The organism is Candidatus Hydrogenedentota bacterium (genome assembly GCA_013359265.1).
Classification (GTDB): domain Bacteria; phylum Hydrogenedentota; class Hydrogenedentia; order Hydrogenedentales; family SLHB01; genus JABWCD01.
The window spans coordinates 90,617-114,019 of record JABWCD010000012.1 but is presented as its reverse complement, the minus strand read 5'-3'; the positions used below and the strand labels follow the sequence as shown (position 1 = coordinate 114,019).

Here is a 23,403-nt window from a genome sequence, read left to right as displayed (position 1 = left end):
CTAACCTCCCAAACCTGCGAATCCCATGAACGCGAGCGATAAGATGCCCGCAATGATGAGACTCAGCGCCGTGCCGCGCACCGCGTCCGGTACTTCGGCAAGGTTTAACTGTTCCCGCAGGCCCGCCATGATGACGAGCGCAAGCGAAAAGCCGGCGCCCGCGCCAACGGCGTACACAATGCCTTGCAGGAAGTTGTATTGTTTGAACGTCTGGAACAACGCCAGCGCCAGGATCGCGCAGTTCGTCGTGATTAGCGGCAGGTAAATTCCCAGCGCCCGAAACAGCGCGGGGCTGAATTTCTTCATCACCATTTCCACAAGCTGCACGGCGCAGGCGATAACCACAATGAAGCAAATGAGACGCAGATACTCCATCTGCAAATACGCCAACAGCAGGTTCACTCCCGTCGCGCACGCCGATGTCACAAGCATCACGAACGTGACCGCAATGCCCATACGGCTCGCCGTATCGAGCTTCCCCGATACGCCCAGAAACGGACAAATCCCCAGAAACGCGCTCAAGACGAAATTGTTCATAATGCACGCGTTCAAGAAAATGAATGTCAACGAATCGGACTTCATGCGGCGTTCGCCTTTTCCGTTTCGTCCGGCTGCGAAGCCTTTGCGTCGCCGCGCTGCCGCCACCACGAAAACACGAGCAGCCACGCGCCCAGCACGAAAAACCCGCCCGGCGGCAGCACCATGAGCCCCCACGGTTCGAACCGATCGCCCGTGACACGCGCGCCCATAAACGTACCGGCCCCCAGGACCTCGCGCACGCACCCCAGGCACAACAGCGCAATCGTAAAGCCGAGCCCCATGCCAATCGCATCCAGCGCGGACCGGTGAACCGTATTCTTGGAAGCAAACGCCTCCGCACGGCCAAGAATGATGCAATTCACGACAATTAGTTGGATGAACGCCCCGAGCGCCTGATACACCTGCAAGCTAATTGCCTGAATGACGTAATCGACGATGGTGACAAACGTCGCGATGATGACAATGTACGTCGCGATGCGCACCTGCTTCGGTACAACGTTCCGCATCAGCGACACGAGCGTGCTCGACCCAACGAGTACAAACGTAGTGGCAATCCCCATCGTGATTGCGTTCGTGACCGAGTTCGTTACGGCAAGCGTCGGACACATGCCCAGTACCATCACGAAGACCGGGTTTTCCCGCCACAGCCCGTTGAGCAGGGTGTCGAGCGGTGACGGTCCCAAGTTTGTCTGTTTCGCCATGCTCATTCGCGTGCCCTAATCTGGTCCACCTGCTTCAACACGATCGGCACAATTCGCCCCGCGCTGTCGGTGACGATCCGGCCAACGGCCCTCGTTGAAATTGTCGCGCCGGAAACCCCGTCAATCTCCCATGCGCTCTTCTTTGCACCGTGCTTTACGCCCACGACGTCGTGCTGCAAACCGGAAACGTCGTCGTTAACGGTCAATGGAAGCCCGTCAAAATTCGCCAAAAAAGCCGGATCGAACCCAATCTTGTCGCCAAGCCCCGGCGTCTCTTTGCTTTCAATCACCGTGAATCCTGTCGCGCACTGCGTGTCCGGCGAATAGCCAAAGAGCACACGAATCACGTCCTGGTAGCCCTGGCCGGCGCCCTCGATCGCGACCCCAACCAATCTCCCCGTGTTGTCATAACCCGCATAAATCTTCTCGCCGCCTGCGTGCCCCTCTTGCGCACGTCGAAGCGATTCGCCTTCGACGGCATACGTAACCTTCGCCGTCGCCCCCGGCAATACCCGAAACACGGCCTCCTCGATTGCGCGTTGCCGGTTCGCGAGAATCCTTGGCAGCGTCGTCTCGTACGCCAGCACAATCAGCATGCCGCTTAGCAGCGACACGCCCGCGAGCGTCCGCAGCATTCGCCACATATCGCCACCGCGCCGTTGCGCTATCTGTGGTGATGCGCTCATAGCTTCGCCTTCGCGCGGCGCGCGCCGTAAATGCGCGGCTGCGTCAGGTTGTCGATGATCGGCGACACGGCGTTGCCCAGGAGGATTGCGTACATCACGCCCTCGGGCAGACCTCCCTTGAGGCGGATAATTACCGTGAGAATTCCCATCAACGCGCCGTAAATCCACACACCAAGCGGCGTCACCGGCGACGCCACCATGTCGGACGCCATGAATACCGCGCCAAGCATCAATCCACCGGCGAAGAGCGTGAACACCGGCGTCGGATACTGATCCGGATTGACAACGTAGAACGCGCCGCTCGTGAGAAATGCCGAAAACAGCATCGATGCGGGTATGCGCCAATCCAGCATCTTGCGCCACGCGAGATACGCGCCGCAGACTAAGATCAGAATCGCCGACGTCTCGCCCGCGCTGCCGGAAGTCATTCCCATCGCAAGCGAACCCACATTCGTCGGGATGTGCTCGAATTTTTGCAGCGCCAGCGGGGTCGCCCCGCTAAAACCGTCAATGCCGAGCGATTTCACCCAGTCGCCGATCGGGTTGGCCATGGCAAACGGCGCGGTCAACGTCGACGGTATGAACGACGTGAACCGGCCTGGCGCGAGTGGGGGGGACCACGTCGTAATCGCCGTAGGAAACGCCGCCTGCAAGAACGCGCGTCCAACCAGCGCAGGATTGAAAACGTTGTACCCCAATCCTCCGAATACCGCCTTGCCGACCACCACCGAGACCACGCCGCCAACCGCCGCCATCCAGAGCGGCAATCCGGGCGGCAACGTCAGCGCCAGCAGGATTCCCGTAATGACAACGCTGTAGTCGTTCACCGTCGGTTCTTTGCTCGCGAGTCTGCACACGATGTATTCGGTGACAACGCAGGCCGCCGTTGTGGCGATCACCAGCGCCAACGCGCTCACGCCGAACAGGAACACCGCGAACGCCACAATTGGCAGCAGCGCGATCACAACGTTGAGCATGATCGTCTCGACGCCCTCCGCGCGCTGCATGTGCGGCGACGTTCTCAACTCGAGCATGTGCGCCTTCGCGCTCATGATTGTGCCGCCTTCCGCTGCCGGTTTAACTGCTTCGCCACGCGAAACTGCTGGACTAACGGAATGTGCGCCGGACACACATACGTGCAGCAGCCGCACTCGAAGCAATCGCTTAGATGAAAATCCGTCTCCATCGTTTCGTACAGCCCGCTCTTCGCGAGCAACCCCAGGCGCGACGGATTGAGGTGAATCGGGCACGCCTCAACGCAGCGCCCGCATTTGATGCACGGATACACTTTCGTGGGCTGCTTTGAAGTTTCCGCTTCCGTCAGCACGAGAATGCCGGTAATACCCTTTGTGATGGGCACATCGGGGTCCGCCACCGCTGGACCCATCATCGGTCCGCCAAAGATCACCTCCGTCGCATCGGCGCGCAACCCCGCATGCTTGAGCGCAAAGCTTAGTGGCGTCCCCAGCGCGACCATATAGTTACCCGGATGCGCCACGCCCGGCCCGGTGATCGTCACCACGCGCTCGATTAGCCCCTGCCGTTTCGGCAGCAGCTCGCCGAGCTGCGCCAGCGTCGCCACGTTGAACACCGCGACGCCAACTTCCGCCGGCAATCCACCCGATGGCACCTCGCGGTCAAGCACGACTTTTGTGATCATCTTCTCCGCGCCTTGCGGATAATGCGTCTTCAGGACGGCGATCGACGTCGTTGGCGCAATGCGGGGCGACGTCCACAGCGCTTCCGCCGCGTCGAGCTTATTGTCCTCCGTCGCAATTACCGTGCGCTCCGCGCCGACGGCCTTCTGCACGATCTGTATTCCCACGTGAATATCGTCGGCATACTCGAGCATCACCCTGTGGTCGGTGGTCAGATATGGTTCGCACTCGCACCCGTTCACGATCACGGTGTCAATGCGTTTACCTTCGGGCACCGCCAACTTCACGTGCGTCGGAAACGCCGCGCCGCCCAGACCCACCACCCCCGTGTCCTGCACGGCCCGTATCAATTCATGTACCGGCATTGTGTCGATGTCTTGCGGCGCGCTGTACAGCACTTCCTGGTCCGCGCCCATATACGTGCGGATCACGATCGATCGAACCATGTCGCCTTTCGCACTCAGCCTGCGTTCGATTGCGGTTACGACACCCGTCACCGGCGCGTGCATCGGAACCGAAACAAACCCGCCCGCCTTCGCGATTGGCTCCCCCCGTACGACTTCCTGCCCGTCGTTGACGCACGGCGCCGCGGGCGCCCCCGTATGTTGCAGCAACGGCACAATGAGTTCGGGCGCGAACGGCAAACGCCGGATCGCCAGAGAGCGCGTGCCCTCCTTGTGCTCCGGCGGATGAATTCCGCGCGCGAACGTCTTCGCGATATGTCGCATTTGCGCCAGCATGGCGATCCTCGGGCACTCGTCCTTACAAATACTTCTTGGCGCGTTTGATCAACTTGTCGATGTCTTTCTCCGAGCGGTCTGCCGGCATTCCCGGATGGATCACTTGTGCCGTGCACTTCTCCGCCGCGCGCACCAGATCGCGATAGGGCCCGCCCTTCGGGTCCTTCACGTATGCCTTCTTCTGTTCGTTGTACGCGAAGATCTTGTTGTTGATCTTGATGCACTCGTCGCAAGCCGTACATTCGGAAGATGTGATGTACGGCGCGATGTAGCCGTTGCCGCTCGCGGTCGTGGGCTTTGCCGCGACTGGCGCGCCCACCGCCGCGGTGGGGCCGGCGGCGGGCGCCGCTTCTTGCTCCGCGGCCGGTGGCGCCATCAGCGCTTCGACGGCCGCCATCGGTCCTCCGCCCGCCATCTCGAGCAGGCGCCCCGCGAGGCGCGCCGCCATCTCCAGCCGCACTTTTTGCGCGATCTCTTCGGGGTCAATTTCTTTGCGAATGCCCGCAACAGACTTCAGCATGCGCCAGAAGCTGCGCCGCTCCTCGCACGAGTCCACCACCACTTGCGACGGAATCACACGGATGATCCGCTGCTTCTTGTCCGTCGCCCAGATGTACGGGAACTTGCCTTCGCGCTCCTCGGCGCTCAACCCGATGAATTCGTGCAACGGGACCATGTTCTCGTTCCATGTGTCGCGCGGCGCCGTACGGAACTGCTTGCGAAAGCGCCCTTCCGTAACCGCAAAGTCCGCAAACGTCATCGGTACTTCCATCTCCGATTTCGCGCCGTTCTCGTCGAGGTATGGGATTCGGAACGTGGGCCAGTCAATCTCAATCTCGGGATTGCCTTCGAGGTCGAAGCATTCCGGCGGCGTTATGCCCTTGTCCGGGTTGTAGCGGAAGATTGGATACGCGCGCGATTCGACCGCGAGCTTGCTCTGCAGTTGCGCCACGTCGTCGCCGATGCCGTGTTCCGGCATGCACGGCGCGTAAATATTGAACAGCGCCGGACGCCGTGCATTCAGCCCGTCGATAAACCCTTCGATTAGGTGCGTCGTGTTCGACATGCTCCCCTGCAGCACGTACGTCGTGCGGTGCGCCATGCCGATCAAGCCGATCTCCTTGCGGATTTCCTCTTTGCCCTTGATCGCTTTTCCGTATTGGGCCATATCGGATATCTGGCCCATAAACCCGGATGTGCACGCCTGGCCGCCCGTGTTCGAGTACACCTGCGTATCGAGAATCAGCACCTTCACCGGCTTGCCCGTCATCATCATGCGCGACAGGTTCTGGAACCCGATGTCGTACATCGCGCCGTCGCCGCCGACTGCAACCACCGGCGGGCAGAGATGAAACTCCTCGTCCGTAAACTGGCGCCAGTCGAAATACGTGAAGAATTCTTCGTACTTCTTCGCGTTGTATTCGCCCGCGAGCTCAAGTTCGGCCATACGAATGGCCTTGAACCCCTCGGCCATCTTCGCCATGTGGCCCTCGAACACGCCGAGCGCCATCGATGTCGAGTCCTGGAACAAGTGGTTTGCCCACGGGAACGGGTACGGGTTGTACGGATACGTCGAACCCCATACCGACGTGCATCCCGTCGAGTTGATCATCCCCATTGTCGCCCGGCCGCGCTTCGTCACGCCTTCCGTATACTGCCACTTCAACTGGCGCAGTCTATCGAGCAGGTGCGTCACGAACAGGAGCCAATCCGCGTCGATCGTCTTGCCCGCATGGTCCGCGTCGAGCGACGCGGCGATGCTCGATAGCGTAACGTCCTGGTCGCGTAGGTTTGTCAACGCCTGATCGATCGCCGCAACGTCGCCCAGGTTCAGTGTGCTCGCCATCTTCATGCGAATGTGCGTCTCGAGGCGCAGAATGAGTTCGCTAATCCGCTCGACCTGTTTCTTAACGCGCGGCTGCATCAGCGCCTCGACGGTCGCCGTGAACAAGTGCACAACCGTCTTCTCGCCGCAGCCCAGGCAGGCGCCGTCGCCGCCAACCGTCGATTTGAAGTTCCGCTTGTCGAGCAACAGCGTCTCGAGCGCCCCGATCTTCTCTTCCAGACTTTCTATGCGGATGAAGTCCGGCGGCGTTGTCGGCAGCGACTGCCAGAAGTCCCACTCCGCGTTGAGGCGCGCCGTAGTCTCCGCCGTCTGCGTCACCGTCCGCAGCGCGTCGTCCTCGCACACGCGCACACACTCGTTGCAACCCTTGCACGCATACGGGTCGACCGTGATTGACAGCAGCCCGCCGCTGCCGGCGATGGACTTTTCACGTTGGATGTAGTACGGCTTCGTTATCGAAAACCGGAAGCTGCCAAGTTCTTTTAGGAACAATTCAAACTCCGCTTCAATCTCCGAGCGTGCCTCGTCATCCTGTCCGATTTCCGCGCAGGTATCCGCGACGGCGTCCCGAATGAGACGGTTCACGTCCGCCTTCTCGCCTTCCGAGGAAAGTCGCGTCTGCAGCAATGTCTCCGTCGTGCGCAGCGCCTTGCGAAGGTGTTTCACCGGGTGTCCGTGCTTCTCGATGCGCTGCACGACCGTGCCGAAGATGTCCGGCGCCGAATGCACCAGCCCACTAATCGCGCTGTCCGGACAGACCGTGTAGCACTTTCCGCACGCAGTGCAGTTCTCGGGCACCCAGTTGGGGTGTTCGAAACGAATCTGCGTCATGTCGCGGAACACGCCCGTGGCGACCGGAATCACGCTGAGACCAATAAAGGGGTCAACCAGGTTATCGTTGCCCTTTCCGGTCAAATAGAAGTTGCCGGTCTGTTCCCAGAACCGGTGAACGTCCGTTGCGCGCGCATCGCTCGCGGGGAGTTCCTTCAGCGCGGCGGGCAGCAGCGGCGCCTTGCGCGGGCCGTTGTTCTCCACGAGGACCCGCTTGTCCACGATCTCTTTCAGCTCGACGAACCCGCGCTGCACCACGCGAACGTTGCCTTCAACAACCCGAGCGCCCTTCGCACCGAATTTCTTCTCGAGTTGTGCGCGGATCGCTTTAAACAACGTTTCTTCCGTAAGTTTCGCCTGCTCCATCACGCTTGATGCCGCAAAGAACGCGCCCTGGAATGCGATGCCCTGCATGCGGTACTGCAACTCGGGATCGCCCGCTTCCTCGCGCGCGATCTTGAACGCATCGAGGTAGAACACGCGAATGTCGTTGTCAACGATCACCTTCTGGAATCGCGGCGGAATCGCCTTCCACGTCGCCTCGGGCGAATCGAGATCGCTCTGGATGATGAACACGCCGCCCTTTTTCAATCCCGCAAGAGGATTCGAGTGGTGGAACACGTTCGGGTCCGGCGATAGCACAACGTCAACGTAGAAGTATTCGCAATTGATGCGAATCGGTTCCGGCGCCGCGGACAGGTAATACGTCGTTGGCTGGCCTTTCTTCTCCGAACCGTACTTTGGGTTGGCCTTCACGTGCAGGTTCAACAAGTCGAAGAGCGTCATCGCCAGGTTCTTGCCCGTCGTGATCGCGCCCCACCCGCCGATCGAGTGCATGCGCACCGTGATGCTGTCCTTCGGCATGAGGTTCGGATTCTCGCTGCCGTGGACCGCGAGTTCCTTGATGCGCGGATACGCGTCGAGAATCTCCTGTTGATAGATTTCCTGTTTCGGCGTGTACGCCTTGTCGCGCACGAAGTCCACGCTCAGGTAGTAGAAACGTTTCTTCGCGCCGCCCTCGATCATGTTCTCGACCGCGCCGATGATGCCCTCCGGCTGCAAATCGCGGCTGCCCAACCCGAACGATCCCGAGTACAACGGCGGCACTTCATCCGCCTTGCGATACACCGGATGATCGGGATACGGCAATTCGCCCTTGCCGGCGCGGCCGTTTTCGAGGCACTTGCCGATCGCCGCGCGCACCTCGCGAATCAGCGGCAGGTCCGATGCAAGCGGCTGGTCTGTGCGCTCGAGCACCGTCACGCCCTTGCGCCCCGCGATGATTTTGCACAATAGATCGCCGGGGAATGGACGGAACATCGTCATGTTGATGACACCGATCTTGATCTTGCGCGTTTCGCGCAAATAGTCGGCGACCGCTTCCGCGCTGCTCACCACGCTGCCCTGGCCGATGATCAGGTAATCGGCGTCTTCACAGCGATACGTCGCCACACGGCTGTATCGCCGCCCCGTGAGCGCGTAAAAATCGTCCATCGCCTCGTCGGTGATCTGCGCGATGTGATCGAAGAAGAATGGCCGCTGCGCGGCCACACTCTGCATGTACGAATCCTGGTTCTGCACCACGCCCGCCATTACCGGATTGTCGACGTCCCACAATTCCGGAATGCGCCGCCGTCTCGGCCCGAAGATGATCCGCTGCGCCGGCGTCGGCGTGTCGATGATGTCGCCCGGCGATCCAAGGTACTCGCGGATCAACTCGCGTTCCGGCACCATCAGCGACTCGATCAAGTGCGTCGTCAGGAACCCGTCCTGTGCAACGATGCCAGGGTTCAGCGACAGCTCCGCAATCCGGTGCGCGATGATGTTCAGGTCGCAGACCTCCTGCGCCGACTTGCCGAACACCTGGAAGAACCCCGTGTCGTCCACGCAGTGGTAGTCGTCGTGCCCCGCATGTACGTTTAGCGACGCCTTCGTCATCGCGCGGCACCCCATGTTCAGCACATACGTCAGGCGCTTGCCGACCGCCGCGTACAACGACTCATGCATGTAGGCGATGCCCTGCCCGGACGAAAAGTTCGCGGCGCGAAGCCCGGTCATCGAAAGCCCCGCCGTCACCGCCGCTGCCGCGTGCTCGCCTTCCGGCTCGATGAAGATCAACGGACGGCCCGACACGTTCACGTGTCCCGCCGCCGCGTTCTCCGCCCAGTACTCGCCCATCTGCGTCGATGGTGTAATCGGGTACGCGCCCGCTCCATCCGTCGATTCGCGCTCGCACATGATAACGGCCGTATTGCCGTCCATCGCGTCGCGCGTCCCCGGATACTTGAATTGCTTGTCGTTCTGCTTCATGGCTGTGCCTCGATTCCAGCGCGGCGATTCCGCCGCACCGCGCTCGTTCTGTTCATCCCATCACATTCGCCTTCGGCTTCACCGGCAGCGATGATTTTCGAGAAATCGGTTTGGCCTCGGCGCCCTTCACGGGCCCGGCCTTTTCGTCTATCCACACAATCGCGCCCGTCGGACAACGCTCAATCGCGTCCCGTGCGGCGCCGTGGTTTTTTGCGTAGTCCACTACGGCGAGATTGTTCACAATGCTCACGACGCCCGGTGCATCCGCGGCGCAACGTCCGCACCCCGTGCACGCCACTTCACACTCGGCTTCGGCAAGCTCCCCTTGTTGCAGGCTCTTGCACGCCACCCAGAGTCGGTGGCTGACGGGGTGAATCGAAAACAGCGATTTGGGGCACACCTCGACGCAGTCGCCGCACGCCGTGCATTTCGATTCGTCCACGACGGGAAGCCCGTGCTCGTCCATCGTGATCGCACCAAATTCGCAAACCCGCGCACAGTCTCCCAATCCGAGACAACCCCACGCGCACCCCTTGCCCCCGCCCGCAACCAACGCTGCGCCCCGGCACGTGCTCATCCCCTTGTATTGCGCGCGTATCCACGACACGTGCCGCCCGCCCGCGCAAGCCAACCGCGCGACACGCCTCTCAACGTCGCCCGCCGCAACACCCAAATGCGCCGCAATCGCGGCGATCCCGTCCTTCGAGCTGACGGTGCATTTCGCCGGCGCGCTCGTCCCCGATACCACCAACTCTGCAAACGCCCGGCAACCCGGGCTCCCGCACGCCCCGCAGTTGGCCCCCGGAAGCATGCCCTCCACTTCGTCAATGCGCGGGTCCTCGAACACATAGAACTTCTTGCTGGCAAGCGACAGCGACAGCGCCAATACGCCGCCAATTGCCGCCATCACCGCGCCAGCTAGAAGGACATTGACCATGAATTTCCGTTCCCGTACCTGGTGTTCCTCCGTCGAACTGTCCAGGAAAGTTTTTTCCAACGAAGGGAAATGCAACAATGATGCCTAGCCCAATGACGGGAACCTTCGACCCGCAAGAGGTTTATCTCCGAAATCTACTGATATTTCTGCGCAAATGGTCGTATCGCAGACCAAGCGTGATGAATACACGACTCATTTAGTCGTGATTGAGCAGTACTGTTCAGGGCACATGTGCTCAATTCGGGCCAACGGAAGGGCAATTGAGATGTTAAATCGCAGGCAGTTTATCCGGTCTGCAGCGGCGACCGGCGCAGCGTTCCACATGGCCTACTCCTCGGAGTTGAAGCCGAACCGCCTTCGATGCGGCATCTTGGGACTTGACCACGCCCACGGCCTCGATGTGCTCAAGGTGCTCCAAGAATCGCCGGACTACGAACTCGTCGGTGTCTGCGAACCGGACGACACCGTCGCGGCAAGGTTTGCCTCGCTACCTGCGGCGCAAGGCGTGACGTGGCTGACGAAAGATGAACTGCTGCGCGACAAATCAGTTTCCATGATCGCCGTGGAGAGCGGCGTGCCGCGATTGCTCGCGTTGGCGCGCGAAGCGGTCGATGCCGGCAAGCACGTGCACATGGACAAACCCGCCGGTGCGTCGCTGCCCGAGTTTGACGCCCTGCTGAACGCGGCGCGGGAACGATCGCTGCTTTTCCAGATGGGGTATATGTTCCGATACAACCCCGGGTTCGACTTCATCCGCCGCGCGGTCAAAGAAGGCTGGCTTGGCAGAATCCACTCGATTAGCGCAAGCATCTGCACCGATCTCGATTCCACGAAGCGCGAACGAATTGCACAATTCCCCGGCGGCCTGATGTTCGAACTGGGCTGCCATCTCATCGACATGACCGTCTTGCTGCTCGGCCCGCCGTCGAAGGTCACCCCGTTCATCCGTCACGACAGCTCGAACAACGACGCGCTTGCGGACAACACGCTCGCCGTGCTCGAGTTTCCTCACACAATCGTGACCGTCGAGTCCTCCGCGATGGAACCGCAGGCATTCGCGACCCGCCGCTTCAAGATTGTTGGCGAGAACGGGTCTATCGTACTCAACCCGATCGAACCGCCCTCGGCTCGCCTCGCGCTCCGAGACGGCGCGGGTGGATTTGAAAAAGGATCTCACACGGTCGCGTTCGACGATCTGGAACGTCACGTCCTCGACTTCGCCGATCTCGCCGCCTGCATCCGCGGCGAACGTACATTCGCGTACGACAAGGATCGCGATCTCCTTGTTCAGAAGACCGTGCTTCAAGCCGGCGGCATGCCGGCGGCGATGTAACCGTCATGGGCGTCCCCGCGCGATTGTGACACGGCCGATACAACTTTCGTCGCTGGATTCCCGTTGTGCGTTTTTCGCTACCGGAGTAAGATAGGGTGCGGTGCAAAGCTGGCGTTTGCCATCCGTAGTGGCCGGGTCATGTCCTGATGGTGGGTGGGGAACGGGAGTTCCCGCCATGTGGAACAAGGTCATTCGTATCGGCCTGGTTGTACTCGTGTTGTCCACACTCGCCGGTTGCCGGAAGTACTACGGTCAACGAAGCGTGGTTATTCCGGACAACTCCGAAGGGAGTGCTGTCCTCAAGCTCATTGTTCAGGGGCCACGTTATTTTGAAATTCAGGACCTCGACGTCGAGGTATGGATCGATCACCCCAACTTCGCAGATTTGGAGGTATGGATCGAATCGCCACTCGGCACAGTAGTCCCTTTGTTCAATGACGTCGTGGATGGAGAACCGAAGTTAATCTTCAACGACCAGGCCAGTAGGCCCTTTGGATCGTTCAAGTATGAGGAGCCGGGGCCTTGGTATCCGGCGGTGCCGGAGTACCAAATCCAAGACTATGACCCTCATGCGCTTGGGCTGTTTGTGTACAACGGCGAAGATCCCAGGGGGTGGTGGGAGCTCCACGTCCGTGACCGCTATCCGGGCAACACAGGTACGGTCGAACTCTTCGGCCTGTGCATAAACGGCGAATGGTAGCGCTCTCGCGAAGACTTATCAGGAATTGGCCGTGATTACGCAATACGCATGTCGTCGGAGACGTTGTCCCACGTAATTCCAATCCGCGGCGCCGCGTACCCGATCGCTTCGAGATGATCGCCGTAGACCATCATCCAATGCGAATCGCGTACCTCGTTCAACAAACGTTTCCATTCGCCGTGGATGCGCACGTCCTGTTGCGACCGGCAGATGTCGTAGTACGGATTGCTCTCGACCGTCCCGCGGATGCCGACCCAACGCCCCGTTGTGTACTCGGGATTCACGAACGAGAGTTCCTGCCCGATTGGCATCTCGACTTTTGGCGCCGCGCCGAATTCCGACTCGTAGTGCGTAACGATCCGCGCCGGCTCGTAGCGGTCCGCGTTCATGCGCCGCGGCCCTGTACAATGCGCGCACGTCACCATGGCCTGATGCGGAAACGTCGAATTGTGCATGAACACCGGCTGGTTCGTCAGATGCCGCAACAATACGCCCGCGGGCACCACCACGAAATCCGACTCGCAAAACGCGCCGTACCCTTCGTCGTTCAATATCTCAAGCGTTAGGCACGCAGTCGTCTTCGACATCGGCATGATTGTCGACATGCAATCCTTGATGGTGAAGCAGTGCGTTTCGTGCTCCGCCATGATCTGTTTGAACAACCCGTACAGAACAAACGCATTCGTCACAAACGAGCGATCAGTCTCTAGCGACGTGCCCGGCAAATCGAGATACGCCTGCGTCCACTCCTCGGCCCGTTGCAACACCGACGGATCCTTCATCGCCGATTCGATGCGCTTGCCCAAATCGTCATATGACACCTCGACGATGTCGAACCCGAACTTCTCCCGCGCCACTTGCGGCGCATCGCCCGCGTACTTGCCCATCGGCCCGCCAAGCGCGACGATTCGCGTGCCCTTGAAGTTCGCGACGGCGTACAGCGCGCGAAGCCGCCACAACAATTCGTCCATCTCATCGACGACGACATCTTCCACATGCAACCGCTTTTCGCTCGGCTCCGTATCGTTCGCCATCTTCAAATAACGCGTGCTCAGCGCCTCGTACCAGTAATAGACGGGACCCGACCTGTGCCTCACAAAAACAATCGCGCCCCGCTCCGGCACGCACGCCGTCAACATCGTCCCGGATCCCGTTGCAGGATAGATAATCGTGGCGTCTGCGGCTAGCGATGCCGAGGCACTCGCTTCCTCCGGTGTCGTCACGTGCACCACCGGTTGAATTGTCATCGGGAACGGCGCCCGCTTGGCGAGATCGTCGAGTTCCTTCGCGATCCGCTGCGCCTCATCGCGCGCGGCATCCTCGGTTTGCACGCCGCCCCACGATTTCCACGAAGACATTTCCTTGTGCGTCGGCAGCCGATACATCAATACGGGCTGGACGCGCAGCGATTTGCCGATCGACAAAAACGGTTTGGCCGGGTCCCATTCCAGCGACGAGAATGGCGCATGTACCGGTTCGGCGATTGCGAGGTGAAGCAGGCCCGCCGCCCCCACGGCCATCGAGGCGGATGCGCCCATGAATTCGCGGCGGTTGATGCAATGACAGCACATTTCGTGTCCCTCCCGTGCAGCGAGAGACCGAATGGCTTTACATCCCGTCGCTAATCATGCGCCCGTTTCTCATGCGCGTCAAGTGGGGGAGAGGGGGCGGGGGGGCCGTCGTTCGCCGCTCCATTCGTCCCCGCGGCGGGTCCCTTCCAATACGCCAACACTACCCACAGCAAGAATGGCAGCGTGATGAAGATTTGCGCAATTGCCGTCGGCGCCTGCGGATTGCGCGCAATAACTTTGGAAAACGCAAAGAACACCACGATGTGTGCGATGTGCGTAATCGCGAGGATGGCCCAGCCGATGCCAAGTGCCGTTGCGCGTTGTCTCCATGTCAGCCGGCGCGTCGCCAACACCAACGCGATGAACACGGCCACGTTCGTGACCACCCACGACACCGGCGTCGTCGGCGTGCGATTGTCCAGCGCGAACCCCAGCGTCGTATCGGTGTTGAGCAGCCCGTGCGCGCTGATGATCACGCCCTTGATCGGATACCCGCCAAAAACTTTTAGCAGCAGCGCCGCTGCTTGTCCGATCCCCCACGAATACACCGGCATCGACAGCCACCACAGCGCCAATACGAACGGCGTGATGCACACAAGCCGCAGCGCAAAGAGCGCTACGCGGCGGACGTGGGATTCGTCCGCCATGACGTACCCGGCCGCACAATGAGCTCGACCCACAACAGCCACACCCCGACCACGATCAACACGTAAATCGATTGCCACACGTACTGGTGCGCGAACTCGAACACGCCCGGGTCGTCGCTCCAGTACGCGCCAATCACCGCAAGACAAACCAACCGGGCGAGATTGATTCCGTAGAGGATCGGCACGCCGGCAATCAGACCAAGGATACGCTTGCGCAACGGCGCGGGAAATGCAATCAGCGCGGCGAGAAAAATCGACATCGACGGCAATGCGCCGCAATCCGGCACCAGGCTAAACGTGAACCGCGGCGGCGGCGTTTCGCTCGACCGCGCCACAAACGACACCTGCGGACCGAGCCGGTCTTGAATCTGCGTGGTGATGCGGGCGACTCGTTCGCTCAGGAACTCGCGCTGCTCTGTCCGCGCCTGTTCAACGTAGGATTCCACTTCCATAACCGTGGCGTCCTGCACGACGCCCCCCGATTGCGCATTCCGCGCCAGCGCGTCAACGAGCGGGCCGACGCTCGCGATGGATTGCTTCACGCTGTCGGGCGCCACCTGCATGGCCATCGGCCCGCCGCCGCGCGTGGTCGACGCCCGCAGACGATCGTAGCTCGCGCGGACTTGTGCAACGCGCTCGAACGTTACGGCGCCCGCAGCGGCGGGAAGCGGATCGGTCAGCGCAAGATAGCGTCGTTCCGTGCGCAGATCGTGGCCGAGACGCAACGCGCGGTGCGACCACGCTTCGTACGCACTAAGAGGAGTGGCCGCGCCGCCCCGTGCTCCGGGCGTCGGGTCCTCGCCGCGTCGCCACGCGTCCATCTCCGCGCGCATTTGTTCCGCGCGCCCGTCATACGCCGACGGCGTTTCAACCGAACTGGACGTGCCAACGACCCCGAGAACGAACGAGGCCTGACGCGCAACCTGAAACAGGTACCAATTCATCGCGGATGTATTGATCGCGTAGCGGCCCGCCGTTAGCAGCAACGCAGTCAACACGAGAAACGTCACGACAAACCGCACAGCCGCCCATCTCGACATGGGGCCGCGCGGCGGTTTCGTCGGGGTCTCGCCGGCTTCGGTGGACATCGCGTAATTATGCGGGGTTCATCGTGTAAGGGCAACGCGCCGGCTTACGGCAGCGTAATCCACTCGCCTGGTTTGACCGCCGCACCCAATTGTTTGCCGAGTGCGGATTCCTGGAACAGCGCATATTCGTCGTCGTTCGACGGCGCCTGTACGACCGCGCCGGAAGTGGCCTTCGCCAGACGCCGCGCGGCAAACGCGCGCTCCACACGTGTCAGGGTAAGCCCCTTCTCCTCGCCCGCGCGGGCAATCCCGCGGTACAGCGTCTTACGGCAATCGTTCTCGACAGCCATCGCCTTCTGCACTGCGTTCTTGTCCGCCGGCGTTGCAAAGAGATCGGTATTGCGCAATTCCAGATAACCCCGGTTGTCTTCGCCAAGCACGCCCTGCGACTTCAACGCGGCGACCTCGGCGCAATGTTCACGCATGCACTCCGCCGCCGTCATCGGATCGTGCTCATCGACCTTGTCCGATTTGTCCCGCGGCGCGGGCGCAAGCAGTCCGTCCGGCGCCGCGCCGGACGATCCGCTGACGTACGCGAGCACCGCATCCACGTTACGATCCAATTCCGCGCGGTCCACCGGCGCATGTTTGGGCAGCGCCGCCATCGGGCCCGTCGCGCACCCCGCGACAATGCCAACCACAACTAAGACCGAAATGAAACCGTTCCGTACCATTCCGCTGATTTCCCGGCTTCCCGCGCGGCGACGCTACCCCGCGTTCCCATCTTCCACCACTTCCACCTGGATTTTTCCGATGATTGGTATCAACTGCGCCTGCTGAAAAATGTCCCCCTCGCCGAGCTTGATGTGCGTTACGTCCGCCAGCGGCTGGTTCCAAGTCGGGTCCATGTCGATCCATTTGCCGACCCATACTTTGGCCCACTCGTGAAAGTAGAACCCCGGCTTCGCGCCGTCCATGTAGATAAGGCCCGCAACTTCCCGCGCGGGCAACCCCGCCGCGCGCGCCAGCGCTACGAACAACACGCTGTGTTCGGTGCAGTCCCCCTCAAGGCTGTCCAACACCTCCAGTGCGTTGGTCAGCCGAGCGGAAAACGACGTGCGCACATTTCCATACACCCACGCGCAAAGCTTCTCCGCCGCCTTCATCGAGTCCTTCTCGTCGCCGACGATTTCCTTCGCCTTCGCAACGATCCGGGAATCGTCACTCTGCACGAAACGCGTCGGCTTCAGCCATTCCGCCGTGCTTTCCTCGGTGATGGGCAGTTGCGCGGACGTGAACCCCGCCAACGATATCGCCCTTGCCGTGAACTCGAAGCGATCGCCCTTCTGCGCCAGGAATTGGCGCTCGTCGTTAAACAGATGCGCCGAAGTCAGCGGACCTTTAATCGACAACCGCAGCGAGTCCCTCCCGCGTGGGTCCTCGATCGGTTCGTTGACGTACGCGGCATTCGATACCAACACGTCGTTGACGTAATTAACGTCCTTCGCCACCAATTCCGGTTCGAGCCGCATCGTAATGAGCCCGGCGATGATGTCCTCGAGCAGCGCCCCGTTTTCCGTCACGTACGATATGGTGTTCAAACCCGTGAACGCCAGGTGCGTCTCGATCTTGAAGACCTTCGTCGGCGCCCCCTCGAGTACACGCGTCTCTTCCGCAACGATCTCGCACCGCCCCTCGTCTTCCGCTCCCATCAACGGCTCGAAGTACGTGAACGCAATCTTGTCGCCCACCTTCGCCCCCGGGTTCGCCAGCATCGACTGCTTCATCGCGTCGCGCAACGTCTCCTTCGGCGCCGGCAACGTGTCTACCTTCGTTTCGCCGCTCACCGTCGATTGCAGTTTAAGACCGCTCGGTTCGACGACGCCCTCGAAAACGGCCTTGCCCTTGCTGTCCTGCACGACCTGCTCGAACCGCAGCAGCGCGCCGTCCGCCGCGTACGTATGCTTGGAAAACGTGCGCAGGTCCTGTGGCACGTTCTGCATCAGCATCTTGAACTGCGCGTCTTCCACCACAACGATCGTGCCGTCCGCTTCCTGCTTCACCGAACTCACCATGTAGCCGGACTTCTGGCCGTTCAAGTACAGCCCGTACCAGTCGTCGCCGACAAATTTCGAAATGTCGAGCGGTTGCGCCGCGAGCAGCCGCGGAATCAACATAAGCACGGCAATACCTGCCAACCGGTTCATTCAGGCAAACTCCTTGGCCTGCGCATAAGATACGTGCACGCGGCGATACCCAGTGCCACGAAGGCGGCGCTTATCGCGCCGGACACCGTCAGCCCCGCTACCGATCGAGCGCTGTCGCCGCGCACCAATTCGACGAGAAACCGCAGCACGCCATACAAAAGTACGTACCCGAAGAATACCACACCCGCGGGCCGCTCACGAACCAGCGCGCGCACCAACACGATCGCCACTGCAACAAGACCGAAGAGCATGTAGAGTTGCGTCGGGTGCACCGGCAGCGCATGCTCCGCCGTGCTCGCAAGTTGGCCCGCAGCCACCTGGGCGTCAAAGGCCGGACTGTGCGCCGGAAATGTGATCGCCCACGGCAAATGACACGCAGCGCCCCAGCAGCACCCGTTCAAAAGACATCCAATCCGCGTGATCGATTCGCCCAACGCAAGGTACGGTGCCGCGCTGTCCGCCGCATTCAAAAACGGGACCTTGACGATCGCGAGATACGCCCCCGCCGCTCCCAGCCCGCCAATCAGTCCGCCGTAAAATACAAGTCCGCCTTCCCACACGAAAAACGCGCGCCATAGATCGCGCGCGTTTCCGTATTGCACGATGTAGAACGCGTGCGCCCCCACCAGCGATCCCAGCATCGCCCAAATCCCGATGATCGGCGACAACTCGATCCCGCCCGGCCGTCTCCTGCTCGCGCGCACCGTCAACAACGTGCACACCACGAACGCCATCGCCAGCAACGTGCGGTACGCGTAAACCGGCACACCATAAAGTTGAAACAGTTCAGGACGCATGCCGTGTGAAATTATTTCCTCGCCCAGCCGATACAAGACATCTCAATTCATTTGACGTCTGCTCGCCGCCCCGCCCCATTGCTCCCATCACTCGCAATGCTCCCATTCTTCCCAACCGCGCGGCCCGCTTATTTCCCCTTAAACTCCGGCACCCGTTTCTCAAAAAATGCCGCCGCCGCCTCAGTCACGTCGTCCGTCGTAATCAGTTGGCTCTGCGCCCAACGCTCGATGACCATCTGCGAATGTTTGTCCAGGCCGTCGCCCTGATCGACGATGCGCTTGGCCATGCCTACCGCAAGCGGAGCATTCTTCGCAATCTCGTTCGCAAGCGCCACCGCTCCCGCGAACGCGTCGCCGTCTTCGGCGACGCGGTTCACCAATCCCCACTGCAACGCTTCCTCCGCGCCAATCGCGCGCGCGGTCATCAACATGTCCTTTGCTCGCGACGGCCCAATCGTCCTGCTCAACCGCGTCGTCCCGCCCACGTCCGCCACCAAGCCCATCCGCGCTTCCGGAATACTGAACAGGCACCCCGGCGCGCACACGCGCAAGTCGAACGCCAGCGCCACCTCGAGCCCGAGCCCGATCACCTGGCCGTGCAACGCGCCGATCACCGGCAACTCCGTCGATTCGATCTGGTGAAGGGCGTACTGCAAACGATCCGCGCCGCGCCGAAGCCAGCGCGCGGCGTTCGCCTCTCCCGCCTCCACACGCATCTGCACCAGGGACGCGATGTCCACACCCGCCGAAAAAATCGGCCCCTCCCCGCGCACGATGACCGCGCGCAGACCGGGGAACTTATCCACCTCTGCGACCGACTCGCCCAACGCAATCACCATGTCGAAAGTTAGCGCATTGCGCTTTTCAGCCCGTTTGAGCGATACTATGAAAAGATTTTCTTGAATTTCAGTCGATATATACGGGGATGACATCTGTGCATTTCTCCATCTTTTCTACCCAAATTAGCTCCGCAAATCCCGCATGACTATTCGTAACTACCTGTAGAAACTACACTTAACAGCAAGAACAAATGTGTGGAAATTATTGACGCGCTCTGATAAAATCGACACAGGCGCTGAGACCCAACAACAGCGTGTCGCTGGCCGTATGCACAAAGGAGACGTGCGCACATGGAACCGTTAACAATCATCGGATTGGTACTGGGCATTAGCGCCATCCTGGTCGGCGCCGTGTTGGAAGGCACCCATCTTTCCGCACTCTTCGCCCCCTCCGCACTCATGATCATCGCCGGCGGGACCTTGGGCGCCACAAGCACAGGCTATACGCTCCATCAAATGATCGACGTCGTCAAGAAGCTCGGGTTGCTGATTCGCAAACCGGGGATCGAGCCGCGCGCGATCACCGATATGTTCGTGCAACTCGCCACCATCGCGCGCAAAGAAGGGATTCTCGCCCTTGAAAACCAAAAACTGAAAGTCGATCACCCGTTCCTGCGGCGCGGCCTTCGCTTGGTGATCGACGGTACCAATCCCGAACTGGTGAAGCAAATCATGATGACGGAAATCTACGTCGAGGAGGAGGGCATCAAAACGTCAGCCGACGTTTTCAAAACCGCGGGCGGATTTGCGCCGACGATGGGGATTATCGGTACCGTCATGGGCCTTATCCACGTGCTCGGAAACCTGTCCAATCCCGACTCGCTGGGTCCATCGATCGCTATGGCGTTCATCGCGACCTTCTACGGCGTATCGTTTGCAAACCTCATCTTCCTGCCAATCGCCAAGAAATTCGGCACGATCGCCAAAGAAGAAGCGATGAGCCGCACCATGATCGTCGAAGGCGTCTTGTCGCTCTACGGCGGCGATAGCCCGCACATCGTCAAGCAAAAACTTATGTCGTTCTTCACCGGCCACGGCAAAGGCGATGCGAAAGCCGCCTAGAACTGAAGCCGAATCCCGGTTCGGCCCATCGGACGCACAAGGAAACGACTCGGCATGGAAATGAAGAAGGCGCATGAAGAGCACGAGAACGACGAACGCTGGCTCATCACCTACGCCGACCTGATTACGCTCCTCATGGTGTTTTTCGTCGTCATGTACTCGATGTCCCGCACTGACGCTGAGAAGTTTAAGGCCCTGGCGTCCGGCTTGTCTCACGTATTCGGAAAGCCGGCGCTGAGTTCCGTCGGAACCGGCGGCCAACCAATCTCGGGCAATTCGATCCTGCCGAACAAGGCCGACGGCGACGCCCGCCACGGCACGCGCAACAAAGGTTCGGAAGGCGACGTGCGCACGCGCCGCATCAAAGCGCTCAAGAACGATCTCGATGCGCTTATGGCGAAGCGCGGTCTCTCCGAATCCGTCACCACGAAAGTCGACCCCAAGGGCCCCAAGCTCGTCATGGAGTTGTCCGACTCGCTGCTCTTCGATCCCGGTAGCGCCGAGCTCACGCCCGCGGCCGTCGAACTCCTCAAGCCCGTCGCGGAAGTCCTCGGCGCGCGCGACTACAACATCCACGTCGAAGGCCACACCGACAACGTCCCCATCAGCGGTACGTACAAGAACAACTTCGAGCTTTCCACCGCCCGCGCCGTAAACGTCATCATGGCGCTGACCGACGCGGCCGGACTGCCGCCCGATATGTTCTCCGCCAGTGGCTACGGCGAGTATCGCCCCGTCGCAACGAACGACACCCCCGAGGGCCGATCGAAAAACCGGCGCGTCGATTTCGTGATCTACGACGAGAACGCGCTCGACGCCATGCTCGGCAGCACAATCTCCGACGAACCCGAGCAAGACGTTGCCGCGCTCGACGCGGACCCCGCGTCAGACAGTGTCACCGGACAAACGGACGTTCCCGCCACCGGCGGGGAAACCGGCGCCGCCCACTCCAATACGGCAGCAGCCGGGCCGCACGCCGAACCATCCACCGGTCCCGCAGAACCAGCCGCTTCCGATCACGCCGACACCGCGCATTCGCGGGATGGCGCCACGCACGCGGACGCCCCCACCGCGGCCGAGGGATTGCCAAGCGCCGAACCAACCCATGCACCTGTGCTCGACGCACCCGCATCCACCCACGCGGGCCAGGTCCCCGAGGCCTCGCACAGTCTCGGAAGCGTTCTCGCGTTACCGCCCGTGAAGTCCACCGCAATACATTGATTCGAATGCGGCGCGTACTTTAGAGCGTTTCAAGGACGACCGCACCGCGTGCCCGTGCTCCTTGGCGTCATCGTACTCGATCTTTTCGAGTATCGAGTGCGAGTAAGATAACGACTCACGAGCACGAGCACGAAGCAGACGGCGTGCTCAAACTTGAGTTGCTCTAGATCGATTCCGCCGAAGATATCCGAAAGATTCTGCACTTCTCGCGTAAGCCTTTTGACAGTAGTGTGTTCGTTCTCTGAAATTCTGAGATTTCAAATCTGAAATGGATCGATAAAACCCCTTGGTTGCGGCTATTTCGCGCTGTGCCCCCTTGGTTCCTCGCCCTACGGCATCCACTGGCTCAATGCCAGCACCGCAACACACGCGATCGTGCACGCCACAACCGCGGTCAGCCCTCCGACGAGCAGCCAATCCAGAAATCGAACGTGCGCGCGATAATGCTTCTCGAGCATGCCCAGCGCAACGATGTTCGCCGTACTCCCGATGAGCGTGATGTTGCCGCCAAGGCACGCGCCGTAAAGCAGCCCCCACCAGAGTGGCATCGCGTGTACGTTGGCGCTCAATTCCTCGATGACCGGCGAAAACGCCGCAACGAAGATCACGTTGTCCACAAACGCCGATCCAATTGCCGACACCGCCGTGATGAGCGGCACCAGCACGAACAGCGATTCGCCGAAGTGGCGCGTAAAACTTTGCGCAAACAACCCCGTCACACCGGAGTACTCCAGCGTTCCCGCGACGGCGAACAACATCATGAAGAACAGCAGCGTCCACCAGTCTACCTCGTGCTCCACGTAATGCCGCGCTCGGTCCCGCCGCACAATCATTATCATCCCGGCGCACGCCAACGGCGCGACAAGCAGGATGCTGTTCGTGTCCAGACCGAACACCCGCTCCAGATAGTGGTGCGACGCGATGAAAACCACCGTGGCCGCGAGTAGTGCCAACCCGCGTTTGTACGGCACGTCCACTCTCGGCGCGAGGCTCAGGTGACGGTTGAGCCGTTCCTCCAATCGCACGTCGAACTCCCGCAGTTCGCGCCGGTACCACAGGAGCGTGATGCCAAGCGTCGTCCCGAGCGCGACGGTCATGATCGGGAACGCCCAGACTAGGAAATCCAGAAACGTCAAGCCGGCCTTCGCCCCGATATAGATGCCCACCGGGTTGCCAAGCATGGTTCCCGAACTGCCGGTGTTCGTACACAAAACACAGATGATCACGTACGGCGCCGGGTTCAGTTTCAGCCGATCGCACACCTGAAAAACCAAGGTCGTCGTAAAGATAATCGACGTCACCTCGTCCACTGCGCACGCAAGCAATGCCGACACGATTGACACCGCCACGACAAATCGCGTGCCGGTCATGTGCGGCATTTCCACGATGGATTGCACGACCCACGTGAAGAATCCGAGATCGCGCAGCGCCCCGACGATAATCATCATGCCGACGAGAAAGAGAATCACGGGCAACGCGGACGACTCGACAAAGTGGGGGATGTTTAGCGATTTCGTTATTACCAGGACCGAGATGCCAAGAAACGCAATCGCCAGCCGAAAATTCCAGAACAAGAGCGTCCCAATGACGATGGACAGAAACACCGCGCACGCAACCTGCTGATGCAGTTCGAGCCCGAGCAAGCCCCCCGCCAGGCCCGCCGCGACACTCGCAAACAACAACACGCCGAACCGGTACAAGAACTGCCGTGTCGTCAGCTCGACGATTTCTTTTGGTTCTGACATTGCA

19 protein-coding genes are annotated in these 23,403 nt (G+C 60.7%); 4 read left to right on the top strand and 15 right to left on the bottom strand.

Features of this window, described 5'->3' with window-relative positions; all coding sequences use genetic code 11:
• From HUU46_13005 to HUU46_12975, 7 genes are all read right to left on the bottom strand, one after another.
• A complete protein-coding gene (locus HUU46_13005; GenBank protein NUM54558.1) occupies nucleotides 1-582 on the bottom strand; it encodes an RnfABCDGE type electron transport complex subunit A in 582 nt (193 codons plus the stop codon).
• Complete coding sequence (locus tag HUU46_13000; protein NUM54557.1) at nucleotides 579-1,241, bottom strand: electron transport complex subunit E; 663 nt, start codon at nucleotides 1,239-1,241, stop codon at nucleotides 579-581. Before HUU46_13000 ends, HUU46_13005 begins: the two co-directional genes overlap by 4 nt.
• A gap of 2 nt (nucleotides 1,242-1,243) precedes the next feature.
• Nucleotides 1,244-1,927, bottom strand: a complete 684-nt coding sequence (locus HUU46_12995; GenBank protein NUM54556.1) for an FMN-binding protein — start codon at nucleotides 1,925-1,927, stop codon at nucleotides 1,244-1,246.
• Entirely contained in the window at nucleotides 1,924-2,979 is a 1,056-nt protein-coding gene (locus HUU46_12990; GenBank protein ID NUM54555.1) for an RnfABCDGE type electron transport complex subunit D, read from the bottom strand. Before HUU46_12990 ends, HUU46_12995 begins: the two co-directional genes overlap by 4 nt.
• Nucleotides 2,976-4,313, bottom strand: a complete 1,338-nt coding sequence (gene rsxC / locus HUU46_12985; protein ID NUM54554.1) for an electron transport complex subunit RsxC — start codon at nucleotides 4,311-4,313, stop codon at nucleotides 2,976-2,978. Before rsxC ends, HUU46_12990 begins: the two co-directional genes overlap by 4 nt.
• Nucleotides 4,314-4,347: 34 nt before the next feature.
• Complete coding sequence (locus HUU46_12980) at nucleotides 4,348-9,264, bottom strand: 2-oxoacid:acceptor oxidoreductase family protein (GenBank protein NUM54553.1); 4,917 nt, start codon at nucleotides 9,262-9,264, stop codon at nucleotides 4,348-4,350.
• A 100-nt stretch (nucleotides 9,265-9,364) separates the two neighbouring features.
• Nucleotides 9,365-10,219 carry an RnfABCDGE type electron transport complex subunit B gene (locus HUU46_12975; GenBank protein NUM54552.1) on the bottom strand — a complete coding sequence of 285 codons (855 nt, stop codon included), beginning with the start codon at nucleotides 10,217-10,219 and terminating at the stop codon, nucleotides 9,365-9,367.
• Between the two features lie 295 nt (nucleotides 10,220-10,514).
• Here HUU46_12975 and HUU46_12970 point away from each other — a divergent pair, with 295 nt between their 5' ends.
• Both HUU46_12970 and HUU46_12965 read left to right on the top strand, forming a co-directional pair.
• Complete coding sequence (locus HUU46_12970; protein NUM54551.1) at nucleotides 10,515-11,582, top strand: Gfo/Idh/MocA family oxidoreductase; 1,068 nt, start codon at nucleotides 10,515-10,517, stop codon at nucleotides 11,580-11,582.
• A 175-nt stretch (nucleotides 11,583-11,757) separates the two neighbouring features.
• A complete protein-coding gene (locus HUU46_12965; protein ID NUM54550.1) occupies nucleotides 11,758-12,282 on the top strand; it encodes a hypothetical protein in 525 nt (174 codons plus the stop codon).
• A gap of 35 nt (nucleotides 12,283-12,317) precedes the next feature.
• On the opposite strand, the gene HUU46_12960 is transcribed toward HUU46_12965, so the two are convergent.
• From HUU46_12960 to HUU46_12930, 7 genes are all read right to left on the bottom strand, one after another.
• Complete coding sequence (locus HUU46_12960; protein ID NUM54549.1) at nucleotides 12,318-13,853, bottom strand: sugar isomerase; 1,536 nt, start codon at nucleotides 13,851-13,853, stop codon at nucleotides 12,318-12,320.
• Between the two features lie 50 nt (nucleotides 13,854-13,903).
• Nucleotides 13,904-14,500 (bottom strand): hypothetical protein, encoded by a 597-nt coding sequence (locus HUU46_12955; GenBank protein NUM54548.1) that lies wholly within the window; start codon nucleotides 14,498-14,500, stop codon nucleotides 13,904-13,906.
• Nucleotides 14,470-15,588, bottom strand: a complete 1,119-nt coding sequence (locus HUU46_12950; protein ID NUM54547.1) for an archaeosortase/exosortase family protein — start codon at nucleotides 15,586-15,588, stop codon at nucleotides 14,470-14,472. Before HUU46_12950 ends, HUU46_12955 begins: the two co-directional genes overlap by 31 nt.
• A 44-nt stretch (nucleotides 15,589-15,632) precedes the next feature.
• Nucleotides 15,633-16,262, bottom strand: coding sequence for a DUF1318 domain-containing protein (locus HUU46_12945; GenBank protein ID NUM54546.1), 630 nt, complete (start codon nucleotides 16,260-16,262; stop codon nucleotides 15,633-15,635).
• Between the two features lie 33 nt (nucleotides 16,263-16,295).
• Nucleotides 16,296-17,735 (bottom strand): transglutaminase domain-containing protein, encoded by a 1,440-nt coding sequence (locus tag HUU46_12940; GenBank protein ID NUM54545.1) that lies wholly within the window; start codon nucleotides 17,733-17,735, stop codon nucleotides 16,296-16,298.
• Nucleotides 17,732-18,532: a prolipoprotein diacylglyceryl transferase gene (locus HUU46_12935; protein NUM54544.1), complete on the bottom strand. Its 801-nt coding sequence runs from the start codon at nucleotides 18,530-18,532 to the stop codon at nucleotides 17,732-17,734. Before HUU46_12935 ends, HUU46_12940 begins: the two co-directional genes overlap by 4 nt.
• Before the next feature lie 128 nt (nucleotides 18,533-18,660).
• Nucleotides 18,661-19,464 carry an enoyl-CoA hydratase/isomerase family protein gene (locus HUU46_12930; GenBank protein ID NUM54543.1) on the bottom strand — a complete coding sequence of 268 codons (804 nt, stop codon included), beginning with the start codon at nucleotides 19,462-19,464 and terminating at the stop codon, nucleotides 18,661-18,663.
• A 198-nt stretch (nucleotides 19,465-19,662) separates the two neighbouring features.
• On the opposite strand from HUU46_12930, the gene HUU46_12925 reads away from it, so the two are divergent.
• Both HUU46_12925 and HUU46_12920 read left to right on the top strand, forming a co-directional pair.
• The gene (locus tag HUU46_12925) at nucleotides 19,663-20,433 is read left to right on the top strand and encodes a flagellar motor protein (GenBank protein ID NUM54542.1); all 771 of its coding nucleotides are present in this window, start codon (nucleotides 19,663-19,665) and stop codon (nucleotides 20,431-20,433) included.
• 54 nt (nucleotides 20,434-20,487) lie between these two features.
• On the top strand, nucleotides 20,488-21,654 hold the full coding sequence (locus HUU46_12920) for an OmpA family protein (GenBank protein ID NUM54541.1): 1,167 nt from the start codon (nucleotides 20,488-20,490) through the stop codon (nucleotides 21,652-21,654).
• Between the two features lie 329 nt (nucleotides 21,655-21,983).
• Here the strand turns inward: HUU46_12920 and HUU46_12915 are convergent, their stop codons facing one another.
• Complete coding sequence (locus HUU46_12915; protein ID NUM54540.1) at nucleotides 21,984-23,399, bottom strand: hypothetical protein; 1,416 nt, start codon at nucleotides 23,397-23,399, stop codon at nucleotides 21,984-21,986.
• Between the last annotated feature and the right edge of the window lie 4 nt (nucleotides 23,400-23,403).

Bases quoted from the DNA above. Each gene is read 5' to 3' on its own strand.
- HUU46_12955 (NUM54548.1), bottom strand. From the start codon at position 14,500: ATGGCGGACGAATCCCACGTCCGCCGCGTAGCGCTCTTTGCGCTGCGG.
- HUU46_12950 (NUM54547.1), bottom strand. From the start codon at position 15,588: ATGTCCACCGAAGCCGGCGAGACCCCGACGAAACCGCCGCGCGGCCCC.
- HUU46_12920 (NUM54541.1), top strand. From the start codon at position 20,488: ATGGAAATGAAGAAGGCGCATGAAGAGCACGAGAACGACGAACGCTGG.
- HUU46_12945 (NUM54546.1), bottom strand. From the start codon at position 16,262: ATGGTACGGAACGGTTTCATTTCGGTCTTAGTTGTGGTTGGCATTGTC.
- HUU46_12970 (NUM54551.1), top strand. From the start codon at position 10,515: ATGTTAAATCGCAGGCAGTTTATCCGGTCTGCAGCGGCGACCGGCGCA.
- HUU46_12965 (NUM54550.1), top strand. From the start codon at position 11,758: ATGTGGAACAAGGTCATTCGTATCGGCCTGGTTGTACTCGTGTTGTCC.
- HUU46_12960 (NUM54549.1), bottom strand. From the start codon at position 13,853: ATGTGCTGTCATTGCATCAACCGCCGCGAATTCATGGGCGCATCCGCC.
- rsxC (NUM54554.1), bottom strand. From the start codon at position 4,313: ATGCGACATATCGCGAAGACGTTCGCGCGCGGAATTCATCCGCCGGAG.
- HUU46_12980 (NUM54553.1), bottom strand. From the start codon at position 9,264: ATGGACGGCAATACGGCCGTTATCATGTGCGAGCGCGAATCGACGGAT.
- HUU46_12975 (NUM54552.1), bottom strand. From the start codon at position 10,219: ATGGCGGCAATTGGCGGCGTATTGGCGCTGTCGCTGTCGCTTGCCAGC.
- HUU46_12990 (NUM54555.1), bottom strand. From the start codon at position 2,979: ATGAGCGCGAAGGCGCACATGCTCGAGTTGAGAACGTCGCCGCACATG.
- HUU46_12930 (NUM54543.1), bottom strand. From the start codon at position 19,464: ATGTCATCCCCGTATATATCGACTGAAATTCAAGAAAATCTTTTCATA.
- HUU46_12995 (NUM54556.1), bottom strand. From the start codon at position 1,927: ATGAGCGCATCACCACAGATAGCGCAACGGCGCGGTGGCGATATGTGG.
- HUU46_13005 (NUM54558.1), bottom strand. From the start codon at position 582: ATGAAGTCCGATTCGTTGACATTCATTTTCTTGAACGCGTGCATTATG.
- HUU46_12940 (NUM54545.1), bottom strand. From the start codon at position 17,735: ATGAACCGGTTGGCAGGTATTGCCGTGCTTATGTTGATTCCGCGGCTG.
- HUU46_12915 (NUM54540.1), bottom strand. From the start codon at position 23,399: ATGTCAGAACCAAAAGAAATCGTCGAGCTGACGACACGGCAGTTCTTG.
- HUU46_13000 (NUM54557.1), bottom strand. From the start codon at position 1,241: ATGGCGAAACAGACAAACTTGGGACCGTCACCGCTCGACACCCTGCTC.
- HUU46_12935 (NUM54544.1), bottom strand. From the start codon at position 18,532: ATGCGTCCTGAACTGTTTCAACTTTATGGTGTGCCGGTTTACGCGTAC.
- HUU46_12925 (NUM54542.1), top strand. From the start codon at position 19,663: ATGGAACCGTTAACAATCATCGGATTGGTACTGGGCATTAGCGCCATC.